Here is a 21424-nt window from a genome sequence, read left to right as displayed (position 1 = left end):
CCATGCGGCAGCCCGTTTTTCTCTTTTGTATCCTACTGTTCCGTCTGGGCATCCAGCTTCATCTGGACGCTGATCAGCTCATGCTTCAGACTGTATATCTCCCTTTCCAGATCGTCCCTCTGGGCCTTCAGCATTTTTGCCTCCTGGAGGGCCTTGAAATAATCGTCGGCCAGGTTCAGGTAGATCATTACCTCCTGGTAATCCTTATTCTGTCTCGTAAAGCCCGGCTGGGCCTTCAGGATCCCGATCTTCTCATTGATATAAGCAGCCACCTTCTGGAGATATTCCTGCTCCTCCGATCCGCCCAGGGTGTAGATATTCCCATTGATCAGCACTTCTGTATAATTTTTTCTTTCCATGTCTGTTCTCCCGATTTTCTTTCTTTGTATAGTCTATCACATCCGCTCCGCTGGAGCCAGAAATTATTCCTTACGGATTTCCTAATAGTTTCGTAACGGTCCGGCTTCCATCCTTACGCTTCCCCGCCGTCCGCCGGTATGCCGAGATGAACATAAGCTGCCTCTGTGGCCACCCGGCCCCTGGGCGTCCGGTTGATGAGCCCGTTCATCAGAAGATATGGCTCATATACATCCTCCAGGGTCCCGGAATCCTCTCCGATGGACGCCGCCAAGGTCTCCAGTCCCACAGGGCCTCCTCCGAATTTCTGGATCATGGTGAGGAGGATCGTCCGGTCGTTGTTGTCCAGTCCCAGCCGGTCCACATCCAGGATATCCAACGCAAAATCCGCCACAGCCTTTGTGATGACGCCGTCGTATTTTACCTGGGCAAAATCCCTAACCCGCTTCAGAAGCCGGTTTGCCAGCCTGGGGGTACCCCTGGATCTCCTTGCGATCTCCCAGGCTCCCTCCTCCTGGATCTCCACGCCCATGACCTTCGCTGATCGTTTTACGATCACACAGAGCTCCTCCGGCGAGTAAAATTCCAGACGCTGGATCACGCCGAAACGGTCCCGGAGGGGAGCCGTTAAAAGTCCCGCCCTGGTGGTGGCTCCCACCAGGGTAAACCTCGGAAGCTCCAGCCGGATGGAACGGGCGGCAGAATCCTTTCCCAGCATGATGTCGATGGCAAAGTCCTCCATTGCGGGATACAGGACCTCCTCCACCTGGCGGTTGAGCCTGTGGATCTCGTCCACGAACAGCACGTCGCCCTCCTGGAGGTTGTTGAGGATCGCCGCCATCTCCCCGGGCTTTTCGATGGCCGGACCAGAGGTGACCTTCAGATTCACTCCCATTTCGTTGGCGATGATCCCGCACAGCGTCGTTTTTCCCAGTCCCGGCGGGCCGTAAAATAATACGTGGTCCAGGGCCTCTCCCCGGGTCTTCGCAGCGTCTATAAAGATCTTTAAGGTGGATTTTATCTTTTCCTGGCCGATATATTCCTTTAAATACCGGGGCCTTAAGGTTCCTTCTATTTTTTTATCTTCTTCTGTCTCTTCTGTTGTAATGATTTTACGACTCATACCAACCTGCCTGTTCTATTGATTGTTCCAGTTCCTTCCTATAAGAAGGCCAGATGCCTCAAGGCTCCCTTTAAAACGTCTTCTGCCGTCATTTCTTCGGTGATCTTCACCTTCTTTACCGCTCCGGCTGCCTCTGCTGCCGAATAACCAAGGGCAGTCAGGGCCTCCACAGCCTCTTTTCCTGCCTGTCCCACTCCGGATATCTCCTCCGGTACTGCCAGGGACTCCTCCAGTCCTCCAGCCAGCACGTCCTCCGGCCGTATCTTATCCTTCAGATCCAGGATGATCCTCTGGGCCGTTTTGGGGCCCACGCCGGGAGCCCTGGAGATGGTCTTTGCATCACCGGACGCCACCGCCATCCGTAGCACATCGGGCCTTAAGGCGGACAGGATCCCAAGGGCGCTTTTGGGGCCGATGCCGTTGATGCCGATCAGCTGCTTAAACATCGCCAGATCCTGCCGGGACAGGAAGCCGAACAGGCTCATCCCGTCTTCCCGGACGCTGAAATATGTGTAGATCTTTACGCTTTCCCCCAGGGGCGGAAGCTCTGAAAGCACCGGCACAGGCACGAAGATCTGGTATCCGACTCCGTGAGCCTCCACCACCGCTGAATCCTCATTTTTTTCCGCCAGGGTGCCTCTGATATATGAAATCAATGTATTTTCCCTCCGAACCGCTCATAGGGCGTTGCTCTGTAACAGAATCATACCATAGACAAAAAGCCTTTGCAAGATAAACCCGGGATGAATCGAACAAATTTTCTGGTATTGAACCGCTGGTTCATTGACATTCCATCAGAAACCACGTATACTGAGATCAGATTCCAGCCCAGATCTGCACGCGAAAGGAACGATACCCATACCTATGATAACGATCCAGAATACTTTTGACGCGGAGGGATCCTATCCCCTGGCCCGCCTGGGGGATCCCGCTTCTCTCCTGTTCTTTGATATTGAGACCACCGGCTTTTCCGGAGACTTCTGCACAGTCTATCTGATCGGCTGTGTGTTTTATAAGGAAGGCCGCGCCCATTTTATCCAGTGGTTTGCCGACACAAAGGCCTCTGAGGCCCAGGTGATCCAGAGCTTTTTCTCCTTTTTAAAGGACTACTCCGTCCTGGTCCATTTTAACGGAGATACCTTTGATATCCCCTTCCTTATGAAGCGGTGCAGGGCCCTTAAGCTCCCCTGTGATTTTTCCGGCGTGGAAAGCGTGGATATCTATAAGCGCATCAAGCCCTGGAAAAAGCATCTGGGACTGGAAAACCTGAAGCAGAAGACTATCGAAGGCTTTCTCTCCATCTGCCGGGAGGACCGCTTCGACGGCGGACAGCTCATAAGCGTTTACGAGGACTATCTGAAAACCAGGGACAAAAACCTCTTAAGGCTCCTTCTTCTCCATAATGAAGAGGATCTGAAGGGAATGCCCTCGCTCCTGCCGATCCTGTTTTATCCGGACTTTTTTACCCAGGATTTTACTCTTCTGGATCTGAAAAAGGCGGCGGGTGAAACGCCCCGGCTCCTGCTTTCCTTAAAGGGAGAAGAAGAGACCGTTCTGCCCCGGCCCCTCTGTGCCGCCGTCCCCTCCTACGGTTTTGCGGCTGCCGGAAATGCCCTGGAGCTTTCCATCCGGCTTTATGAGGGAACCCTTAAATACTATTATCCCAGCTATAAGGACTACTATTATCTGATCTACGAGGATACGGCGGTCCACAAAAGCGTCGGCGAATACGTGGACCGGGACGCCCGCATAAAAGCCACAAAGGAAACGTGCTATACGAAAAAAAGCGGCGTTTTCCTTCCCCAGCCGGAGCCTGTCTGGATTCCGGAATTTAAGACCTCTTCCAAAGACAGGACTGGATTCTTTGAGTTTTCGCCCTCCTGTTTCCAGGATCCCGTCCGGCTCAACCAGTATATTAAAAAAATCTGGGCGGAGCTTTTCTAAGCCGCCCAGATCTCTTAATAATCCCCTTTTTTCAAAAGATACCGCAGATACCGGAAGGTATACGGCTCCCCCTTTTTCTCCAGCATACGGAGCACCTTATCCAGTTCCCGTTTGGTTTCCGGGTGCATGGTCAGAACATCCTTGCTGCGTGAAAAATATGCATATGGGTCTCCGTCCGTGTACGCCCTGCCCCGGTACGTCCTGGATGCGGCGATCCGGTCCATGACCATCTCAACAAAATACTGGACCGGCATCTTCACTCCAACGATCCTCCAGTTATCCTCCCTGGTGGAAACATCGGTCCAGTACTCAAAATGGTGCTTATTCCTCCCTTTGTGGTGGAGCCAGGCCGGAGAATACCCCATGATCTCCTTCTCAGCCGCATTGGGGCTGCGGTCTCCCTGATAATAGCGGACTCCCGTCCTAAATTCTGTCCAGGTATATTTGGACAGATCGTGGAGCAGCCCCTGTCTGTAAAGCCCTACCTGGAAGCAGCCCTTCATGACCAGCAGCCGGTGGTGGGTGATGGTCCGGAAATGGTTCCAGGCGTTATTTTTCGTTTTGTGCTGAAAATCCAATCTTTTTTTCATATTGCAAGATTCCCTCATATTTTTTGAATAACCGCAAAATCAGCCACATGATTTTATTTGACATCCCCGACCGGTTGTGCTATTGTGAACACAGCAGGCGCGGCCTGCAAGGTCTTATTGCGGAGGTATCATATGAAAGGTACAGTTAAGTGGTTTAACAACCAAAAAGGTTACGGCTTTATCTGCGATGCAGATGGGCATGACGTGTTCGTACACTACTCTGGTCTTAATATGGAAGGCTTTAAGACCCTCGACGAAGGTGCAGACGTCGAATTCGACGTGATCGAGGGTTCCAAAGGTCCCCAGGCCGTCAACGTAACCAGACTCTAATCGCCGATTCTCATTATGCCTTTTTCTAACCAGAGAAACAGCTTGTTAGAACGAAGCGGATGTGCATGAAGCTGATTACATCAGAGGATGCTGCAAAACAGGTGAAGAAGCTTTCCAAAGCCCTTCCTTTGCAGTACCCTCTTTTGCAGCATTCTCCGGGATCCCGTTCTCTCCGGTGTTTCTGATCCGTATCCTTTATGGCCTGGTGGCCTTTTCCAGCATTTCCTTTAACTCATCCACTGTAAATGTATAGATCTTATTACAGAAATGGCAGCTCACCTCAATGGGCTTTCCTTCGTCGATCATGCTCTGGAGCTCTTTTTTTCCAATACTCGTAATGGCTCTGGCTACCCGGGACTTATGGCAGTCACAGTGGAACCTGGCAGGCAGACGGTCCAGGATCTCCAGGCCCATATCCCCCAGAAGATCTTCCAAGATCTCCTCCGGTGTCTTTCCAGCATCCAGAAGAGCGGTGATGGAGCTCATCTCTCCCAGACGGGCCTCCAGCCGGTCGATGCAGTCATCAGAAGCTCCCGGCATCAGCTGGATAATGAAGCCTCCGGCCTGGCGGACCGTGTTATCCTTATTCATAAGGACTCCCAGAGCTACCGAGGACGGAACCTGCTCAGAGGTGGCGTAATAGTACGTCAGATCCTCGGCGATCTCACCGGAAACCAGAATGGTCTGGCCCACATAGGGCTCCTTTAAGCCGATATCCCGGATCACACTTAAGACGCCCACCCCAAGAGCGCCTCCCACATCCAGCTTTCCCTGGGCGTTGGGCGGCAGCATGACCTCCGGGTTGAAGGCGTAGCCCTTGACGTCCCCTTTAGAATCTGCGGTCACCAAAAGGCCGCCAATGGGGCCGTCTCCCTCTGCCCGGAGGGTCAGAAGATCCTTTTCTCCCTTCATCATGATCCCCATCATGGCTCCGGCCGTTAAAAGCCGTCCCAGGGCTGCCGTAGCCACCGGGCTGGTATTATGGGCATCTCTGGCAGCCTCCACCAGATCCCTGGTGGTAGCTGCAAAGGCGCGGATCTGTCCCTCCGCTGCCGTTGCTCTGATTATATAATCCGTCATATTCTCAAACCTTCCTTAATTATTCTGCTTCTTTCCGTGCTCCCTGGCTATGACGTAGATCCTTTCGCTTTCCTTCCGGGGCGCATCCTTTGTAAAAGCGTCATATGCCGTCACAAATTCCATTCCGGCCAGAGCCAGGGCCTCCTGTATTTCTTGTAAGGAATAAGCCCGCTGGTAATGGGTCTCCTGGTATTTCCTGTAAAGACCGTTTTCCTCCCGCAGGAATATCGCCAGATCGTAAATATTGATCCTCTCCTCCGGATCATACTGGTTGTCCCAGATAAAACTGGATTCCTCCCGGTCCTCTGCCACCGTGGTGTCTCCCATGACCTGGGCGTACTTATATTCCGTATTCAGATCGAAAATAAAGACTCCGCCCGGATCCAGATAATTATTGACCAGGGAAAAAACCTCTGCCAGGTCCGCCGGGTCTGTGATATAGTTGATGCAGTCACAGATGGACACCACAGCCCTCACAGTGCCGTACAGCTCAAACTCCCGCATATCCTGGCAGAGATACAGGATATCCTGTCCCGACTCCGCCCGCTTTCCGGCTGCCAGCTCCAGCATTTCTTCTGAATAATCAATGCCGATCATATCATAGCCCCTGGCAGCCAGAAGCTCCGTAAGGCTCCCGGTGCCGCAGCCCAGGTCCAGGACCAGTCCGCTCTCCACACCGTTCTCCTTTAAAAGCCCTGTCAGGTATTCGCACCATTCCCCATAGGGGACATTATCCATAAATGTATCATAAACCGCCGCAAATCCCGTATATGCTTCCATGTGTCTCCCTCGCGTAAAAAGGGAGCGCAGCAGAATTTCCACAGATTCTGCAACGCTCCCATGTCCGTCAGCTTTTTACTGATTCCGTCCGCAGCACTTTTTATATTTTTTACCACTTCCGCAGGGACACGGATCGTTGGGGTAGATCTTATGGCCTTCACGGCGTACTGTACCGGAAGCCTTCTGGGCCTTATAAAGCTCGTTCCTCTTTTCCTCAGTGAGGATCGTTTCCCACTGGGGAAGGCCATACAGCCAGGTCGCCTTCGCTTCCACCATATTGTAGTACAGCTTCTCCGGATCGATCTCGATCTTAACGGCCGTATTCTCGTCCATTGTCTCGATGGGGTTCTCATATCCCTTTAAGCTCTCGTTGATGCCGTCTAAGAATCCGGTCATGATGAGCACTTCTGTCTCATACTTTTCAGCCAGCTCCTTTACGGTCCCCTCTACCACCTGGGCCGGGTCGGAAAGGATCTTCTCGTAGATTCCCTTCTCCACTGTAAAATATCCTGTCCAGAGCTCTTCTCTCTTTTTATCGTCGAGGCCATCACCGTATGCCAGGTTTCTCCATGTTTCAAGTAAAGTTGCCATTGTAAAACCATCCTTTTCGTATTCTTAAGATACAGACTCTTAGTATTATAGCATATTGGGAAAAATCTGTAAATACCTGTATTCTTTTTCTTTCCCGGCGCATTTTACTGGTTCCGGGCGGTTTCCCCCGCCCGTTTTTTTCCCAGGACCCGTTTAAAAAAGCTCTGAGGGATCTCAAACACAAAAATGATCCCCAGAACGATGGCCACCGCCGCCTTGACAGCGGAAAAGCCCGTACGGCTGGCCAGTTCCATCTGGTCCGTCACGATGTAATAAGCCGTCCAGTAGATCCCAGCCCCAGGCACCAGGGGAAAGATCCCCGGGATCATGAACAGAGTGGCCGGGCACCGCTCCATGACCGCAAACAGCCTGGACAAAAAAACCACCGCTGCTGCCGCAAAAAATGTAGCCTCCGTTACGGTCATCCCGGCCCATTCCAGAACAAAATATGTGAGCCAGCCCCAGGCACCGCAGGCCGCGCAGAAGCCATAGTATTTCCTTGGTACATAAAACAGGACGGAAAAGGCCGCCGTCCCCACGCCCGCCGCCAGAAGCTGCTTAAAAAGCTCGCCTGTGGGAAAGGACGGAAAAAAAGCAAACCATGCAGAAAGCTCTGTCATAGCAGATTCCCTCCTGTGATCCGGTAATAAGCGGTGAACATCATCCCCACTCCCAGGGCGATCCCCAGGACCACCAGCGCCGTATCCATCATCCGCACCGAACCGGCAATATAGTCCCCGTCCGTCAGATCCCGGATCGCGTTGGTGAAGGCCACCCCGGGGATCATGGGGATCACAGAGCCGATGATCATGGAGCTGACGTTATGGCCCAGGCCCAGGTGATAGAATACCATACATAAAAACGTTACCAGGGCCCCTCCCAGGATATGCTCCACCAGCCGGGAAAGCCTGTATCCCCCGTAGAGGATATACACATACAAAAGCATCCCGGATAAAAATGCCGCCGCGCTGTCCAGGAGATCCCCGCCGAAAAACAAACAGAATGCGCCGCTTCCCACTGCCGACGCCATGATCTGGACAATGTTTCGCTTTCCCGGCATGTTTTCAATGTCGTCCAGGCACCGCTCCAGATCCGCGATGGTGTGTTTTCCTTCCTCGATCTCCCGGGAAAGCTGGTTGACGGCCGCCACCCGGTTCAGGTGGGCGCCGCTGACGGGAATGTGCTGCACCCTGGCAAAGAATTCTTCTCTCTGGTTTCCCATGGTGGAAAAGATCCCATTGCTGAGGACAAACGAATTTGCTGACTGGATCCCGTAATGACGGCAGATCCGGTCAATGGTCTCCTCCACCCGGGAGATCTCTGCGCCGTTTTCCAGAAGGATGTGGCCGGCCCGCATGGCGATCTCCATGATCTCCTGCCTGTCCCCGGCCATGGACTCCTCCTTCGGGTCCGGCGCTCTGTTTTCTTCCAGTTTCATAGCTCTCCTCTTTCCTGCCGCCTACGGCTTACACCGGCCGCAGGGACTGTATCCCTGGTCCAGCAGCTCCTCTCTGGTCCCTTTAAATTCCTTTTTGTTCTCCGGCCCCATCTCCGCCGCGCTGGAGCAGCCGGGGGCGTGGAACTTCATGGTATTTGTATTGAGGATATATTCCTTCTCCTCCTGATCCGGCTTTCTTCCCTCCTGGGGAGCCGTATTCTTAGCAGTCCGGAAGGTGACCTCCGCACCGTCGCTGGTGCAGATGATATCTCCCTGGAGGTCCGTCCGGTACACCGTCACGCCCGCGTCCCTCAGACGGCTTAAGACCTCCTGGGTGGGATGGCCGTAGGTATTTCCGGTCCCCACAGAGATCACGCCGTACTCCGGCATCACCTCCCGGAGGAACGGATACGAAGTGGAGCTGTCGCTTCCGTGGTGGCCCACCTTTAAGACCGTGCTCTTTAAGACTTCCCCTGTATCCAGGATGTCCTCCTCCTCTTCCCGCTCCGCATCTCCGGTGAATAAAAATGAAGTATCCCCATATACGATCCGGAGAACGATGGAGGTATTGTTGGTCTCATCCGTCTCCCGGACCGGTCCCAGGATCTTCACCTGGGCGCTTCCCAGGGAAAAGCTGTCTCCGGCCTCTGGTATAGTGATCTCTGTCCCCTGCTTTTCCAGTCCCTCCAGAAAATTTCTGAAGGCCCTGCTGTCGTACTCCGTCACCGGGGCAAGGGCCGTATCCACAGACGCATACGTAAGGGCTCCGGAGAGGCCTCCCACATGGTCCTCGTGGGCATGGGTACAGACCATATAATCCAGCTCCTCCACCTTCTGCTTTTCCAGATAGGTATAGATCACGTCCGAATCCTCAGAGTTTCCGCCGTCGATCAGCATGCTTTCCCCGTCGCAGAGCACCAGGGCTGCGTCCGCCTGGCCCACGTCGATGAAATGGACTTCAAGGCCGGAACCGTCCACCGTCTGTTCCGCCGGCAGCTCTGCCCCGGCGCTGTTTCCGCAGCCGGAAATAAGTCCTGCCGCCAGCAGCACCGAAAGCAGGAACCGGGCGGCCCCACGGCCTGCTCCTTCCTTCCGCCAGCCCCATATTTTCTTTTTGTTTCGGATCTCTTCCATTCAAATTCCTCTTTTCTTTTGTCATTCCTTCCGCAGTCAGGACTATTGTACTCTGAAAGAGAAAAAAAGGCAACCCGCCTTCCTTCCCAATCTTTTCCTCCGGAAACCTTGAAAAAAAAACGGAATCCGCTATAATCGAAAGGAATCAATATTACGTCAGGAGATACGATCCCATGAAAATTGTATTAGAGCATCTCACAAAAAAATTTCCGGCCCGCGGGAAGAAGGGGGAAGAGGTGACAGCCGTCCGTGATTTCACCTTTGAGATCCCCGACGGCTCCCTCATCGGCCTTCTGGGGCCGTCCGGCTGCGGAAAAAGCACGGCCTTAAACCTGCTCTGCGGCCTGGAAGCTCCCACAGAGGGGAAGATCTATTTCGGGGACACCGATGTGACGGATATGCCCCCGGAGCTCAGAGGTGTTGGCATGGTGTTCCAGAATTACGCCCTGTATCCCCATCTGACTGTGCGCCAGAACATCCTGTTCCCTCTGGAAAACCTCAAAGGAAAGCAGAAGCTGTCCAAAGAAGAAATGAACCGGCAGGCAGAAAAAGCCGCTGGACTGGTACAGATCCAGGGGCTCATGGACCGGAAGCCCCGTGAGCTTTCCGGCGGCCAGCAGCAGCGGGTAGCCATCGCCAGGGCCCTGGTGAAAACGCCCAACGTGCTCCTCTTAGACGAGCCTCTGTCTAACCTGGACGCCCGCCTGCGGCTCCAGACCCGGGAGGAGATCCGGAAGATCCAGCAGGAGACCAGAGTCACCACCGTTTTCGTCACCCACGACCAGGAGGAGGCCATGAGCATCTCCGACCAGATCGTGGTCATGAAGGACGGGATCTTCATGCAGATGGGCCGCCCCCAGGAGGTGTACGACGATCCGGCCAGCCTGTTTGTGGCAAAATTCCTGGGGAACCCGCCCATCAATGTGTTTAAGGGAGAGGTGCAGAAGGAGACGCTGTGGCTTGGTGACCAGCCAGTCCTTTCTGTGAGGGGCGTTCCGGACCAGCCAGTGACCGTGGGGATCCGTCCCGAGGGCTTCATCCTCACCGAAAACGGCCCCTTTGCCGCCAGCTTAAGCCGGGTGGAGGTCATGGGCCGGGACGTGAGCGTGATCTCTGCCCATCCCTGTTCCGAAAATTTCTCGGTCCGCTCCATCATCACTGCAGAAACGCCCGTGGACCGGGACGCCGGATCCGTGCATTTTTCCTTAAAGCCGTCCAAGGTGTTCCTGTTCCACAGGGAGACCGGAGCGCGGATCCCATTTTCCATCTCATAAAACACAGGGGGACTTCCTTATATGAAACATTCAGATCTAAAGCCCTGGCTGTACCTGCTTCCGGCCATCCTGTTTCTCGGCTGCTTTATGGTATATCCGCTCATAGACGTTTTCGTCTATTCCCTGGAGGAGGGCTATAACTTTGCTTCCCAGACGTATTTCGGCGTGGGAACCTACAACTATTCCTATGTGCTCCACGACCCGTATTTTCTCCAGGCGGTGAAAAACACCCTCCTCCTGGTGGTCATCACGGTTCCTGTGTCCACAGGCCTGGCGCTCCTCATCTCCCTGGGCTTAAGCTCCATAAAGCCCTTAAGAGACCTGTTCCAGACCATTTATTTTCTGCCCTATGTGACCAACACCCTGGCCGTAGGCCTGGTGTTCATGATCCTGTTCCAGAAAACGGAATACACCGACGGCCTTGTTAATCTGATGATCCAGTGGTTCGGCGGCCCGTCCGTGGATTTCATCGACGGCCCCTACTGGGCTAAAATGACCGTACTCTGTTTTTATACGGTCTGGGTGGTTCTGCCCTTTAAGATCCTGATCCTCACCAGCGCCCTGGCTTCGGTGAATCCGGACTATTATAAAGCGGCCCGGGTGGACGGGACCTCCCGGTTCAGGACCTTTACCAGGATCACCCTGCCCATGATCTCTCCCATGATCGTGTATCTGGTGATCACCGGCTTCATCGGGGCCTTTAAGGCGTACAGCGATGCTGTGGCTCTGTTCGGCACCGATCTGAACGCTGCCGGAATGAACACCATTGTCGGGTACGTTTACGATATGCTGTACGGGGCCTCCGGCGGTTATCCGTCCTACGCCTCAGCGGCTGCCATCATCCTTTTTGCCATCGTGCTCACCATCACCTGTGTGAATCTCCTGGTGAGCCGCAGGCAGAACCAGTAACAGGAGGTCAATATGAATCATCCAAATCAGACGGATCTTGAACGGATCCGGCAGACAGAACGCAGGCGGGCTCTTGTCAGAAAAGCGCTCACCTATATGGCCCTGGCCTTATGGGCCCTTATGGTGCTGTTTCCCTTTTACTGGATGCTCTTAACCTCAGTAAAAAGCTACGGCTCCTACAACGCGGAGCGCATACCGGCGCTCTTTACCCTGTCACCCACCTTGGAAAACTATAAAGCAGCTTTTACCGCAGTCCCTCTGGGCCGGTATCTTCTGAATACCCTGGTATTCACAGTGCTCACCACGGCCATCATGGCGGCGGTCAGCATCCTGGCGGCCTACGCCTTTGCCAGGCTGGAATTTAAGGGAAAGAATCTGGTATTTTTACTGTTTCTTTCCTTAATGATGATCCCCAATGAGCTGGTGGTCATCACCAACTTCGCCACCATCACCGGCCTGGACCTCAGAAACACCTTCGCCGGTCTGATCCTGCCGTCGGTAACGTCCGTCTTTTATATTTATCTGCTGAAGGAAAACTTTGAGCAGGTGCCGGACGAATTATACAAGGCGGCCCGGGTGGACGGAACCTCCGATTTTAAATATCTGTGGAAGGTCCTGATCCCCATCTGCCGCCCTACCATCGTCACCATTATCATTTTAAAGATCATTGAATGCTGGAACTCTTATGTATGGCCCCGGCTGGTCACCGATAACCCGGACCTTTTCCTGGTATCCAACGGGATCCAGGAGATCCGTGAGAACGGCTTTGGCCGCGAGAATATCCCGGCCATGATGGCGGCCGTGGTGGTGATCTCAGTGCCGCTCATTGCACTGTTCCTTGTATTCCGTAAAAAGATCATGGAAGGCGTATCGAGAGGAGGAATGAAAGGATGATCCGATGGAAACGGCTTTTTCCCCTTTTTCTGGGCGCGGCCTGTTCCGTTTTCCTGGCCGGCTGCCACGGCTCCAGGGAAACGGAGGCCTTCCAGCCGCCGGAGACCTTTGATGAAACAAAAACATATGAGATCACCTTCTGGGCCAAAAATGACACCAACAAGCGTCAGACGGACATTTACAAAAAGGCCATTGAGGATTTCCAGGCCCTGTATCCCAATATCACGGTAAACCTGCGGCTGTATACAGACTATGGAAAGATCTACAACGACGTGATCACCAATATCTCCACCGGGACCACACCCAACGTCTGCATCACCTATCCCGACCACATCGCCACCTATCTCACCGGAGACAACGTGGTGGTCCCCCTGGACGCTCTTTCTGAAGATCCGGAATTCGGGCTGGGAGGCAGCCGTCTGAAATTTGACGGTCCTGGAAAGGAGGATCTGATCCCGGAATTTTTAAAGGAGTGTACCGTAAACGGGCGCACCTACGCCATGCCCTTCATGCGATCCACCGAGGCCTGCTATATCAATAAGACCTATGTGGAAAAGCTGGGCTACACCCTGCCGGAGACCCTCACCTGGGATTTTATCTGGGAGGTATCCGAGGCGGCTGCCAAAAAGGATGAAAACGGAGTCTATAAGATCAACGGACAGAAGGTGATGATCCCCTTCATCTATAAATCCACGGACAACATGATGATCCAGATGCTGAGACAGAAGGGCGCAGGCTATTCCACACCGTCGGGGGAGATCCAGCTCTTTAACGATACCACCAGGGAGCTCCTTTCTTCCATCGCCGGCCATGCTGGGACCGGGGCCTTTTCCACCTTTAAGATCTCCAGCTATCCGGCCAACTTTCTGAATGCCGGTCAGTGCGTTTTCGCCATCGATTCCACAGCAGGAGCCACCTGGATGGGCGCCGGGGCTCCCCTTTCTGATATCGCTGAGGATGCCCGGGTGGATTTTGAAACAGAGATCATGCCCATTCCCCAGTTTGATCCGGAGCACCCGCAGATGATCTCCCAGGGACCGTCTGTATGCATCTTCAATAAAGAGGATCCGGGAGAGGTGATGGCTTCCTGGCTCTTTACCCAGTATCTGCTGACCAACCAGGTCCAGACCGCCTACGCCCGGACCGAGGGGTACGTTCCTGTGACCTCCATGGCCCAGGATTCAGCGGAATACCAGGACTATCTTTCCAGGGCCGGGGAGGATGACGATGATTTTTATAAAATAAAGATCCAGGCATCCATGCTGCTCCTTTCCAACACCGGAAATACCTTTGTAACTCCTGTGTTCAACGGCTCTGCCTCTCTCCGGGACGCAGCGGGTCAGCTCATCGAAAGCGTGACCAAATCTGTCCGGCGGAAGGAGACCGTGGACGATGCCTACATGGACCATCTTTTTGACGATGTGGCCAGCCTTTACCATTTGGATGAGGTGAAGGCCCAGACCTCTGGAAAGACCGATCTGGGTCCTCTTCCCTGGACCGCCAGGGTCCTCGTGGGCGGTCTTATACTTTCCTGGGTACTGATCCTTCTCTGGGCCTTCCGGGATATCTTGAAAAAGAGAACACAAAATCATTGATTTTCCCGTTTTTTCAGCTATAATAGGTGGTTGGGAAATATTGTATTAAAAGGAGAGCTGATTATGAAAAAAATCACAGTAACCGCAATCGCACTTTCCATGGCTATGGCCATGACCGGCTGTTCTGGAAACAGCACCGAAACCACAGCCGCCAGCGAGGCTGAGACCACAGCCGCCGAGACTTCTGCTGCTGAGACATCTGCCGCTGAAACCTCCGCTGCCGAAACGTCTGCCGCTGAGGCCGGAGAGGTTTCTGTCATGACCTATGAGGAGTACATGGCCGCCGAGCTGGATTCCAAGGTTGTCATCGAGGCTTCCGTACAGGCAAAGCAGTCCTGGTGGGAGGACAAGGCCACCGTTTACGCCCAGGATGAGGACGGCGCATACTTCCTTTATAACATGGCCTGCTCCGAAGAGGACTATGAAAAATTAGTTCCCGGCGCAACGATCCAGGTAACCGGCTATAAGACCGAGTGGTCCGGCGAGGTGGAGATCATTGATGCCACCTTCGAATTTGTGGACGGTGAATTCATCGCTGAGCCCTTTGACGCCACAGAGCTTCTGGGCAAGGACGAGCTCATCGACCACCAGAACCAGCTGGCCACCTTTAAGGGACTGACTGTGGAGCCCGCAGGAAAGGATGCGGACGGCAATGACGTCGCTTTCCTTTACAACTGGGATGGAAGCGGCTCTGAAGGCGACGATCTTTACTTTAACGTTTCCTATAACGGCCAGACCTATTCCTTCGTTGTGGAGTCCTACCTCTGCGACGCTTCCTCTGATGTATATGCCGCTGTAAAGGCCCTGGAGATCGGCCAGACCATCGACGCCGAGGGCTTCCTTTACTGGTATGAGGGCGTAAACCCGCACATCACTTCTGTGACCGTTGCAGAATAAAAAGCGGTCGGGGCCAGTCCCCTCCCTTTTGCCAGGAACCCAAAAAAGACCGGTACGCTCCCGGGCAGCCTCATGCCCCGGAAGGTACCGGTCCTTTTTATTCCTATCGTTCGATATACTGGATGGCCACGCACCCGGGGCCGCCCTGGGCCACGAATACAGGGCTTAGGTCCATCATCTGGATCTGGATCCCCTTAAATTCTGCTTCGATCATCTCACGGATGGCTCCGGCTTCTTTGGGAGCCGCCGCATGGACGATATAAAGGAGATACCGCCCATCGATCCCTTTTTTCTTCATATGGTCCATGATCCCGGACACAGCCGCTGACATGGTACGCTTCACAAAAAATTTATCCAGACGGGTGCCGTCCTCCGTCAGCCGCATCACCGGCTTCAGCTTAAGGACTGAACCCAGGGCCGCCGCCACAGGCGTCAGCCTCCCTCCGCGCTTTAAAAATCCAAAGTCCTGGGGGATCAGAAAAGATTCCGTCTTTTCCGCCGCACTCTTTAACCATTCCAGGATCTCGGGGATCCCCTTCCCCTCCTCCTTCATCTTCTGGGCCTTTTCCACCATATACCTGTGGGGGCCGCAAAGGGTCCGGCTGTTGAACACGGTGATCCGGTCCCGGTTTTCCACCATATCCCTGGCGCTTAAAGCGCCATGATACGTCCCCGAAAGACCGTCGGCGACACAGATATTCAAAACATCCGCATCCTGGTATTTCTCATAGACCTCCACAACATCCCCGATGGGAGGCTGGGAGGACCTGGGGATCTCTCCTTTTCCAATACGCCCGTAGAACTCTTCCATATTGATCTGTAAATCCCGGCCATCCATATCTCCCACGCTGACACACAGGGGGACCACGTCAAATCCGGCCGCCTTCGCCTCTTCTTCTGTATAGAGCACAGAAGAATCCGTCACTATCTGTACCACGACAAAACCCTCCGCTTTTTGATGTGGTTTTCAAAACCACTTTTTATAGTTTGCAATATATGTCGTGATTTGTCAATATCTTGGTTCTAAAATCTTTATAAATTTGTATCAATCCAGCCGTGCGCAGATCTTACGGAAACAGAACGTATTTCTCGATCCGGCCATCCATCTCATACCAGATCCCATACCAGAGATCCTCCAGGTCCGGTCCGTCCGCTGCCAGAAAGCCGCAGATGATGCTGTCCGTTTCCGGGATCTCCACCGGGCCGTATACCAGATGATTTCCCGGGATCTCCGCTATTTTTTCCTCCACCTGCTGCCGGTACTCCTCTGCCAGAGGGGCATCCCGGAATACGCCGGAGCCACTTTGCTCCAGAAACAGGTTCGTCATATCTTCCGGAAGAGGCTCCACGGTCCCGCCCTCCTCCAGATACCAGAAGATCCGGCTGTCTCCGCCCTCCTTATATGGCTCCGTCACCACAAGAGCCGAATCGCGTCCTCCCACGACCTCTGTATACCGGTCGCCCTGGACGACGATGGGGCCTGCCTCCTCCAGGGTAAAGGCCGCGACCAGCTCGGATTTCCCATTGGCCTTCAGAAGGAAGGACAGGTACCCGAAGCTGCCGTGGAGAGAGATCTTTCCGCCGCTGACCCAGTCCAGCTCCGCCGCTGCACCATAGGGCTCTTTTTTCGCCTTCTCCAGGTCCAGGACTGCCGCCGGAGCTTTCTCCTCCCCATCTCCTTCCCCAACCTTTCCCGCCAGGAAAATGGAGGTGGGACCGTCCGCTCCCCCGATGATGCTGAAGGACTCTGCGGTCTGCCCGTCTCCTGTCTTTCCTGCCAGGAAGATCGAGGTGGGGCCGTCCGCTCCCCCGATGATGCTGACAGCGTCCTGGGCCTTCCCGTCCGGAGCCATGAGAAAGAATCCCGCTGCCAGGGCCGCCAGGAGCAGAGCCAGGGCGGTCATCCAGGAGCCCGGCTTCCTGTAATTTAAAATATGCCGGATCCGTTCCCTGGCGCTGCTTTCCCCAAAGGCCAGGGGAATAAGCAGGACGCTCCTCTCCTCCTCAAACCGGAGCAGGGCCAGGGAATAGGGCTTCCGGCTTTCCTCTCCCAGCCATTCCATCACCTTCTCGTCACAGGCCATCTCCACATCCCGGCAGTACAGGAGGAAGGCAGCCCATGCCAATGGATTGAACCAGTGGATGACCAGGACTCCAAAAACAAATACCTTTGTCACATGGTCGTACCGGAGCCTGTGGGCCTGTTCGTGGGCCAGGATCAGCTCCCTTTCCTCTTTCCGCCCTTCACCGGAGCAGGCAGACGGAAGGAGGATCCTGGGCTTCCAGATCCCCAGCACCATGGGCATCTGGATCCGGTCTGTGATATATACGCGTTCCAGCCGTTTCCCCCTCACTGTACACTGGGTCTCCTCCGCCGGGACTGCATCAGAGATCCGCCGCTTCAGCAGCCCATACCGGAAAAGCCCTGTCAGAAGAAGGACTGCCATTCCGCCCAGCCACAGCCACTGGAACGCGAAGGCATAGATCTGCACCGGATCCGCAGACGTCGCTGGAGAAGGCTCCAGAAGCTGCCAGAGAAGTTCATTGACAGCCGAATCCACCGGCTTCAGTCCTGTGGACAGCTGGAGGACCGTGCCCGTGCCGGGCCTTCCATCCACCTCCACAGCGGCCTGTTGGAGCGGTTCCGCCGCCGGAAACAGACTGGAAGCCGCCGGGACCGGAATGGAAAACAGCAGCCTTCCAAAGGCAGCCAGCCACAAAATGCACACATATTTTCTTGGGAACCGCCTCATCATAAGGCGCAGCGCCAGAACGGCCAGGATCACACCCCCTCCCGTCAGGCTTCTGTTTAAAAGCTCCGTCATCGTGCCTACGTCAAACAGGCTCATACGCTCCCTCCCTTCTCTTCCCTATGCTCCTCCTCAGACGCGCCGTCCCCGGGAACGGCTTCCTCGATAAGCCGGTGCAGCTCCCTGGCCTCCTCAGCCGTCAGCCTGCGTCCGCTGAGGAACGCATTGAGAAAGGCCGGAAGAGAACCGCCGAAGCTCCTTTCGATCAGCTGGCTGCTCTCGGCCCTCTGTACCTGCTCCCGGCCAATCAAGGACGTGACCGTGGCATCCTCGTTCTTTACAAAGCCCTTGGCCTCCAGCTTCTTTAAAACCGTATAGCAGGTGGATTTTTTCCACTCCAGCCGCTCTCTGGCCATTTTCGCCAGCTCCGTGGACCGCACCGGCTCCGCCTCCCAGATCAGATCCATAAACCGGTATTCGCTTTCATACAATTTCAGATCTGTCATATATTCCCTCCTTGCTATGGTCTATTATAATAGTCCTTTCTTGTGTTTTTAGTCTATCACAATAGACCTATTTGTGCAAGAAGGGAAATCTTACAGTTTTATGAACGAAAAAAGGCTGCTGCAAGGGGCAGGTTCATGACCCGCTTTTTGCAGCAGCCTCCAGGCTCCCCTATTCTGTGACCACCAGATAACATGCCTCTCCATAAAAGCCCCTGGCATCTCCCCGGCCGCTGTCCCACTCTGCCAGGATCTCATACATCCGGTCGGGCTTGAGCTCCAGCAGCTCCCCAGCTTCCAGGATTGTTTCCGAAACAGGCTCTGCATCCGCTTTTCCCATGTCGGCCCTGGAGTATTCTTTTATATTCATCCAGTCGGGAACCACTGTACAGGATACTGTATATAAAACGCCTTCCATTCCCTGGTACTGCGTAAGCTCCAGCGGATCCTGCTGTGGAAACGCCTCCGTGGAAGCGGCTCCGCAGGCTGTGATCCCCTGCATTTCTCCGCCGGCTCCGCGTTTACAGTGCCATGTATAATTTTCCGGCTCCAGCTGAAGCTCCGCCAGGGTGGAGGAAAGAGAATCCTGGAGCCTCAGGACCGGCGGCTCCTGTAACGCCTGGACCGGAAGCTCAAATTCTGCCGTCAGTCCGTACTCTGTGAAGTCCCCTGGCCCCCGGAAATCCATGACCGGCTTCACCAGCCGGTACTGCCCCGGTTCCAATGTTCCGTAAAGCGCTTCCCAGTCTGCCTTCCACTCCACCGGCTGGTTTTCCGGCATGGAATAGGCAATACTGTGAAAGGCCCACTGGCCATCTTCATATGGAACCGCCTCCCAGCCTGTGCCGTTCCAGACCTCCAGACTGTATTCCTCCCCAAATTCCATATTGAGCTCCGTGTGGTTCACCAGGGAAACTGTGATCCCTGTTTCTGTAACGTCCATGATCTCCATGGTCACTCCCGGGAGGAGACCAGCCTCTGACTCTGCCTGGATCGTCTTCCCGGCGCCATCATCCTCGGATTCCCCGGCGCTGGGATTTTCTGTTCCCTGGTGTTCAGACACCCCGGTTCCCAGAGTTCCGGTGTTTTCTGTCTCAGCATTTTCTTCTGCCTCAAAGAGCGCAAAGCCCCTGTCATATTTTACATACAATTTTTTCGGTTCTTCCGGATCATAATAAATTTCCTGCCCCGGATTCAGATGGGTGCCGCAGAAATCCTCCGCAGGCCATTCCAGATTATTGACGGAAGCTACATTCCCCAAAAACTGCCAGCCGTCCTCCCTGGGAAGATCAAAGCCAGTGGCATTGTACAGGTACAGGGATCCATCATAAAAAACAGAGATCCGCTGTACCTCTTCAGAAGCATATCCGGTGGAAGCAGAGGTATCTGGTTCTGATGCTGTCCTGGCAGGAGTCCGACATCCTGACAGAAGCAGACAGGAAAGTCCAAAAAACATAAACATCCTTTTTATCACAATATCGCCGCCTTTCTTTTTAATCAGAGGCCTTTAATGGTTTCCCCTGCGGTTCTGCGATCCTTTCATAAAACCAGTTCCATCCTGATCCATGTTCTGGCTTTTTTCATAGACCGCACCTCCGCCATTTTAAGACCGGGACATCAGAAACTCTGCAATGTAATGATATGCCAGCACAGCAAAGGCAGGCATGATGATCCTATATGCCAGAACATTGATAACGGTAAAATCGTAAGTGTTGGATGCCTTATCCTGCATCCAGACAAAAACGCAGAATTTTCTGTATATTTGTAGTATATCACAAAATCTCTTCCAAAGCCTTTATTTATCCTTACAATATAATGAAAAATAAAAAATTTGCAGCTTGTTTTCCCATTCTTCACCCCTGTCACGGCACATTGTTTTTTTACAGCAGAAAAAAGAAAACCACGGTCAGCCAGTTTTTCCCGGCTGTCCGTGGTCTTTCCAATATTCCTACGCCTCGTCCACCGCCCTGGCGATGTCCGTCCTGTAATATTTGTTGGCAAAGGAGATCTCCTTCACTGCCTTATATGCGTTTTCTCTGGCTTCCTTCACAGTGGCTCCGTTGGCAGTCACGCCCAGTACCCGGCCGCCGTTGGTGACGATCTGGCCCTGGCCGTTGAACTTCGTACCGGAGTGGAATACATAGTAATCCTCTTTGTCCCTGAACTTCTCCAGGCCGTCGATCACAAATCCCTTCTCATAAGAAACGGGATATCCGTCGGAGGCCAGGATCACGCAGACGGTGGCCCGGTCGTTATCGAATTTCAGATCGATCTGGTCCAGGGTCCCGTCAATGCAGGCCTCAAATATATCCACAATGTCGTTTTCCAGTCTGGGCAGCACCACCTGGGCCTCCGGATCTCCGAAGCGGGCATTGTATTCCAGTACCTTGGGGCCGTTTTCCGTCAGCATCAGACCGAAGAAGATCACGCCCTTAAAGGGACGGCCTTCGGCCTTCATGGCGTCCACCGTAGGCTGGTAAATATGCTCCTGACAGTAGGCATCCACTTCCTTCGTATAGAAGGGGCTGGGGGAATAGTTTCCCATACCGCCGGTGTTTAATCCCTGGTCTCCGTCCCTGGCCCGCTTGTGGTCCTGGGCAGAGCTCATGATCTTCACCGTATTTCCATCCACAAAGGAAAGGACGGAAACCTCCCGGCCTGTCATGAATTCTTCGACTACGATCTCGTTTCCCGCAGAGCCGAACTTTTTATCCATCATCAGCTCACGGACTCCGGCCCTGGCCTCAGAAAGGTCCTGGCAGATCAGCACGCCCTTTCCCAGGGCCAGCCCGTCGGCCTTTAATACAATGGGCATTTTTGCTGTCTCCAGGTATGCCAGCGCCGCCTCTGGATCCGTAAAGGTCTCATAAGCCGCCGTAGGGATCCCGTATTTTTTCATGAGGTTTTTGGAGAACGCCTTGGAGCCCTCCAGAATGGCCGCTGCCTTGTTGGGGCCGAATACCCGCAGTCCAGCCTCCTGGAAGGCGTCCACGATACCGCCCACCAGGGGATCGTCCATGCCGATCACCGTCAGATCGATCTCCTTTTCTTTGGCAAAGGCCACCAGCTTTTCAAACTCCATGGGCTTGATATCCACGCACTCCGCCACCTGGGAGATCCCGGCGTTTCCCGGTGCGCAGTAGATCTTATCCACCCGGCGGCTCTGGGCCGTCTTCCAGGCAATGGCATGCTCTCTTCCGCCGCTTCCTACGATCAGAACTTTCATTTTCCTCTC

The 21424-nt window shown here is 54.1% G+C and carries 22 protein-coding genes; 7 read left to right on the top strand and 15 right to left on the bottom strand.

Annotated elements, in window-relative coordinates; translation table 11 throughout:
• Positions 1-32: 32 nt before the first annotated feature.
• From ACI6NM_RS01210 to ruvA, 3 genes are all read right to left on the bottom strand, one after another.
• Entirely contained in the window at positions 33-359 is a 327-nt protein-coding gene (locus tag ACI6NM_RS01210; protein ID WP_022274144.1) for a cell division protein ZapA, read from the bottom strand.
• A 113-nt stretch (positions 360-472) separates the two neighbouring features.
• The gene (gene ruvB, locus ACI6NM_RS01205; protein WP_215652900.1) at positions 473-1480 is read right to left on the bottom strand and encodes a Holliday junction branch migration DNA helicase RuvB; all 1008 of its coding nucleotides are present in this window, start codon (positions 1478-1480) and stop codon (positions 473-475) included.
• Positions 1481-1518: 38 nt separating this feature from the next.
• Positions 1519-2136 (bottom strand): Holliday junction branch migration protein RuvA, encoded by a 618-nt coding sequence (gene ruvA, locus ACI6NM_RS01200; RefSeq protein WP_262427586.1) that lies wholly within the window; start codon positions 2134-2136, stop codon positions 1519-1521.
• Between the two features lie 208 nt (positions 2137-2344).
• On the opposite strand from ruvA, the gene ACI6NM_RS01195 reads away from it, so the two are divergent.
• Complete coding sequence (locus ACI6NM_RS01195; protein ID WP_262427585.1) at positions 2345-3424, top strand: ribonuclease H-like domain-containing protein; 1080 nt, start codon at positions 2345-2347, stop codon at positions 3422-3424.
• Between the two features lie 14 nt (positions 3425-3438).
• Here ACI6NM_RS01195 and ACI6NM_RS01190 read toward each other — a convergent pair whose 3' ends face one another.
• Positions 3439-4014 (bottom strand): DUF5662 family protein, encoded by a 576-nt coding sequence (locus ACI6NM_RS01190; protein ID WP_262427584.1) that lies wholly within the window; start codon positions 4012-4014, stop codon positions 3439-3441.
• 132 nt (positions 4015-4146) lie between these two features.
• Here ACI6NM_RS01190 and ACI6NM_RS01185 point away from each other — a divergent pair, with 132 nt between their 5' ends.
• Positions 4147-4344: a cold shock domain-containing protein gene (locus ACI6NM_RS01185; RefSeq protein ID WP_022274149.1), complete on the top strand. Its 198-nt coding sequence runs from the start codon at positions 4147-4149 to the stop codon at positions 4342-4344.
• A gap of 195 nt (positions 4345-4539) precedes the next feature.
• On the opposite strand, the gene hslO is transcribed toward ACI6NM_RS01185, so the two are convergent.
• The 6 genes from hslO to ACI6NM_RS01155 form a co-directional block, all read right to left on the bottom strand.
• The gene (gene hslO / locus ACI6NM_RS01180; protein ID WP_022274150.1) at positions 4540-5424 is read right to left on the bottom strand and encodes an Hsp33 family molecular chaperone HslO; all 885 of its coding nucleotides are present in this window, start codon (positions 5422-5424) and stop codon (positions 4540-4542) included.
• 15 nt (positions 5425-5439) lie between these two features.
• On the bottom strand, positions 5440-6204 hold the full coding sequence (locus ACI6NM_RS01175) for a class I SAM-dependent DNA methyltransferase (protein WP_215652897.1): 765 nt from the start codon (positions 6202-6204) through the stop codon (positions 5440-5442).
• Positions 6205-6279: 75 nt separating this feature from the next.
• Positions 6280-6795 (bottom strand): SEC-C metal-binding domain-containing protein, encoded by a 516-nt coding sequence (locus ACI6NM_RS01170; protein WP_022274152.1) that lies wholly within the window; start codon positions 6793-6795, stop codon positions 6280-6282.
• 104 nt (positions 6796-6899) lie between these two features.
• Entirely contained in the window at positions 6900-7415 is a 516-nt protein-coding gene (locus tag ACI6NM_RS01165) for a threonine/serine exporter family protein (RefSeq protein ID WP_262427583.1), read from the bottom strand.
• Positions 7412-8233, bottom strand: a complete 822-nt coding sequence (locus tag ACI6NM_RS01160) for a threonine/serine exporter family protein (protein WP_262427582.1) — start codon at positions 8231-8233, stop codon at positions 7412-7414. Before ACI6NM_RS01160 ends, ACI6NM_RS01165 begins: the two co-directional genes overlap by 4 nt.
• 21 nt (positions 8234-8254) lie before the next feature.
• Positions 8255-9367 (bottom strand): ComEC/Rec2 family competence protein, encoded by a 1113-nt coding sequence (locus tag ACI6NM_RS01155; RefSeq protein WP_262427581.1) that lies wholly within the window; start codon positions 9365-9367, stop codon positions 8255-8257.
• 173 nt (positions 9368-9540) lie between these two features.
• Here ACI6NM_RS01155 and ACI6NM_RS01150 point away from each other — a divergent pair, with 173 nt between their 5' ends.
• The 5 genes from ACI6NM_RS01150 (at position 9541) to ACI6NM_RS01130 (ending at position 14936) form a co-directional block, all read left to right on the top strand.
• Positions 9541-10641 (top strand): ABC transporter ATP-binding protein, encoded by a 1101-nt coding sequence (locus ACI6NM_RS01150; RefSeq protein WP_262427580.1) that lies wholly within the window; start codon positions 9541-9543, stop codon positions 10639-10641.
• Positions 10642-10662: 21 nt separating this feature from the next.
• A complete protein-coding gene (locus ACI6NM_RS01145) occupies positions 10663-11550 on the top strand; it encodes a carbohydrate ABC transporter permease (protein ID WP_262427579.1) in 888 nt (295 codons plus the stop codon).
• 12 nt (positions 11551-11562) lie between these two features.
• Positions 11563-12444: a carbohydrate ABC transporter permease gene (locus ACI6NM_RS01140; protein WP_262427578.1), complete on the top strand. Its 882-nt coding sequence runs from the start codon at positions 11563-11565 to the stop codon at positions 12442-12444.
• Complete coding sequence (locus tag ACI6NM_RS01135) at positions 12441-14039, top strand: ABC transporter substrate-binding protein (RefSeq protein WP_262427577.1); 1599 nt, start codon at positions 12441-12443, stop codon at positions 14037-14039. The genes ACI6NM_RS01140 and ACI6NM_RS01135 overlap by 4 nt, the downstream gene beginning before the upstream one ends.
• Before the next feature lie 63 nt (positions 14040-14102).
• Positions 14103-14936, top strand: a complete 834-nt coding sequence (locus ACI6NM_RS01130; RefSeq protein ID WP_262427576.1) for a hypothetical protein — start codon at positions 14103-14105, stop codon at positions 14934-14936.
• A 103-nt stretch (positions 14937-15039) separates the two neighbouring features.
• Here the strand turns inward: ACI6NM_RS01130 and ACI6NM_RS01125 are convergent, their stop codons facing one another.
• The 5 genes from ACI6NM_RS01125 to purD form a co-directional block, all read right to left on the bottom strand.
• Complete coding sequence (locus tag ACI6NM_RS01125; protein WP_262427575.1) at positions 15040-15873, bottom strand: DegV family protein; 834 nt, start codon at positions 15871-15873, stop codon at positions 15040-15042.
• 130 nt (positions 15874-16003) lie between these two features.
• Positions 16004-17785 carry a M56 family metallopeptidase gene (locus ACI6NM_RS01120; RefSeq protein WP_262427574.1) on the bottom strand — a complete coding sequence of 594 codons (1782 nt, stop codon included), beginning with the start codon at positions 17783-17785 and terminating at the stop codon, positions 16004-16006.
• Positions 17782-18192, bottom strand: coding sequence for a BlaI/MecI/CopY family transcriptional regulator (locus tag ACI6NM_RS01115; RefSeq protein ID WP_158357243.1), 411 nt, complete (start codon positions 18190-18192; stop codon positions 17782-17784). Before ACI6NM_RS01115 ends, ACI6NM_RS01120 begins: the two co-directional genes overlap by 4 nt.
• Before the next feature lie 169 nt (positions 18193-18361).
• Positions 18362-19663, bottom strand: coding sequence for an immunoglobulin-like domain-containing protein (locus tag ACI6NM_RS01110; RefSeq protein WP_262427573.1), 1302 nt, complete (start codon positions 19661-19663; stop codon positions 18362-18364).
• A 474-nt stretch (positions 19664-20137) separates the two neighbouring features.
• On the bottom strand, positions 20138-21415 hold the full coding sequence (gene purD / locus ACI6NM_RS01105) for a phosphoribosylamine--glycine ligase (protein WP_262427572.1): 1278 nt from the start codon (positions 21413-21415) through the stop codon (positions 20138-20140).
• Between the last annotated feature and the right edge of the window lie 9 nt (positions 21416-21424).

The sequence above is a fragment of the Pilosibacter sp. YYHA0881 genome (assembly GCF_051602715.1).
GTDB lineage: Bacteria > Bacillota > Clostridia > Lachnospirales > Lachnospiraceae > Alitiscatomonas > Alitiscatomonas aceti.
The sequence above is the reverse complement of the archived record's forward strand: the minus strand, read 5'-3'. Positions and strand labels throughout refer to the sequence as shown.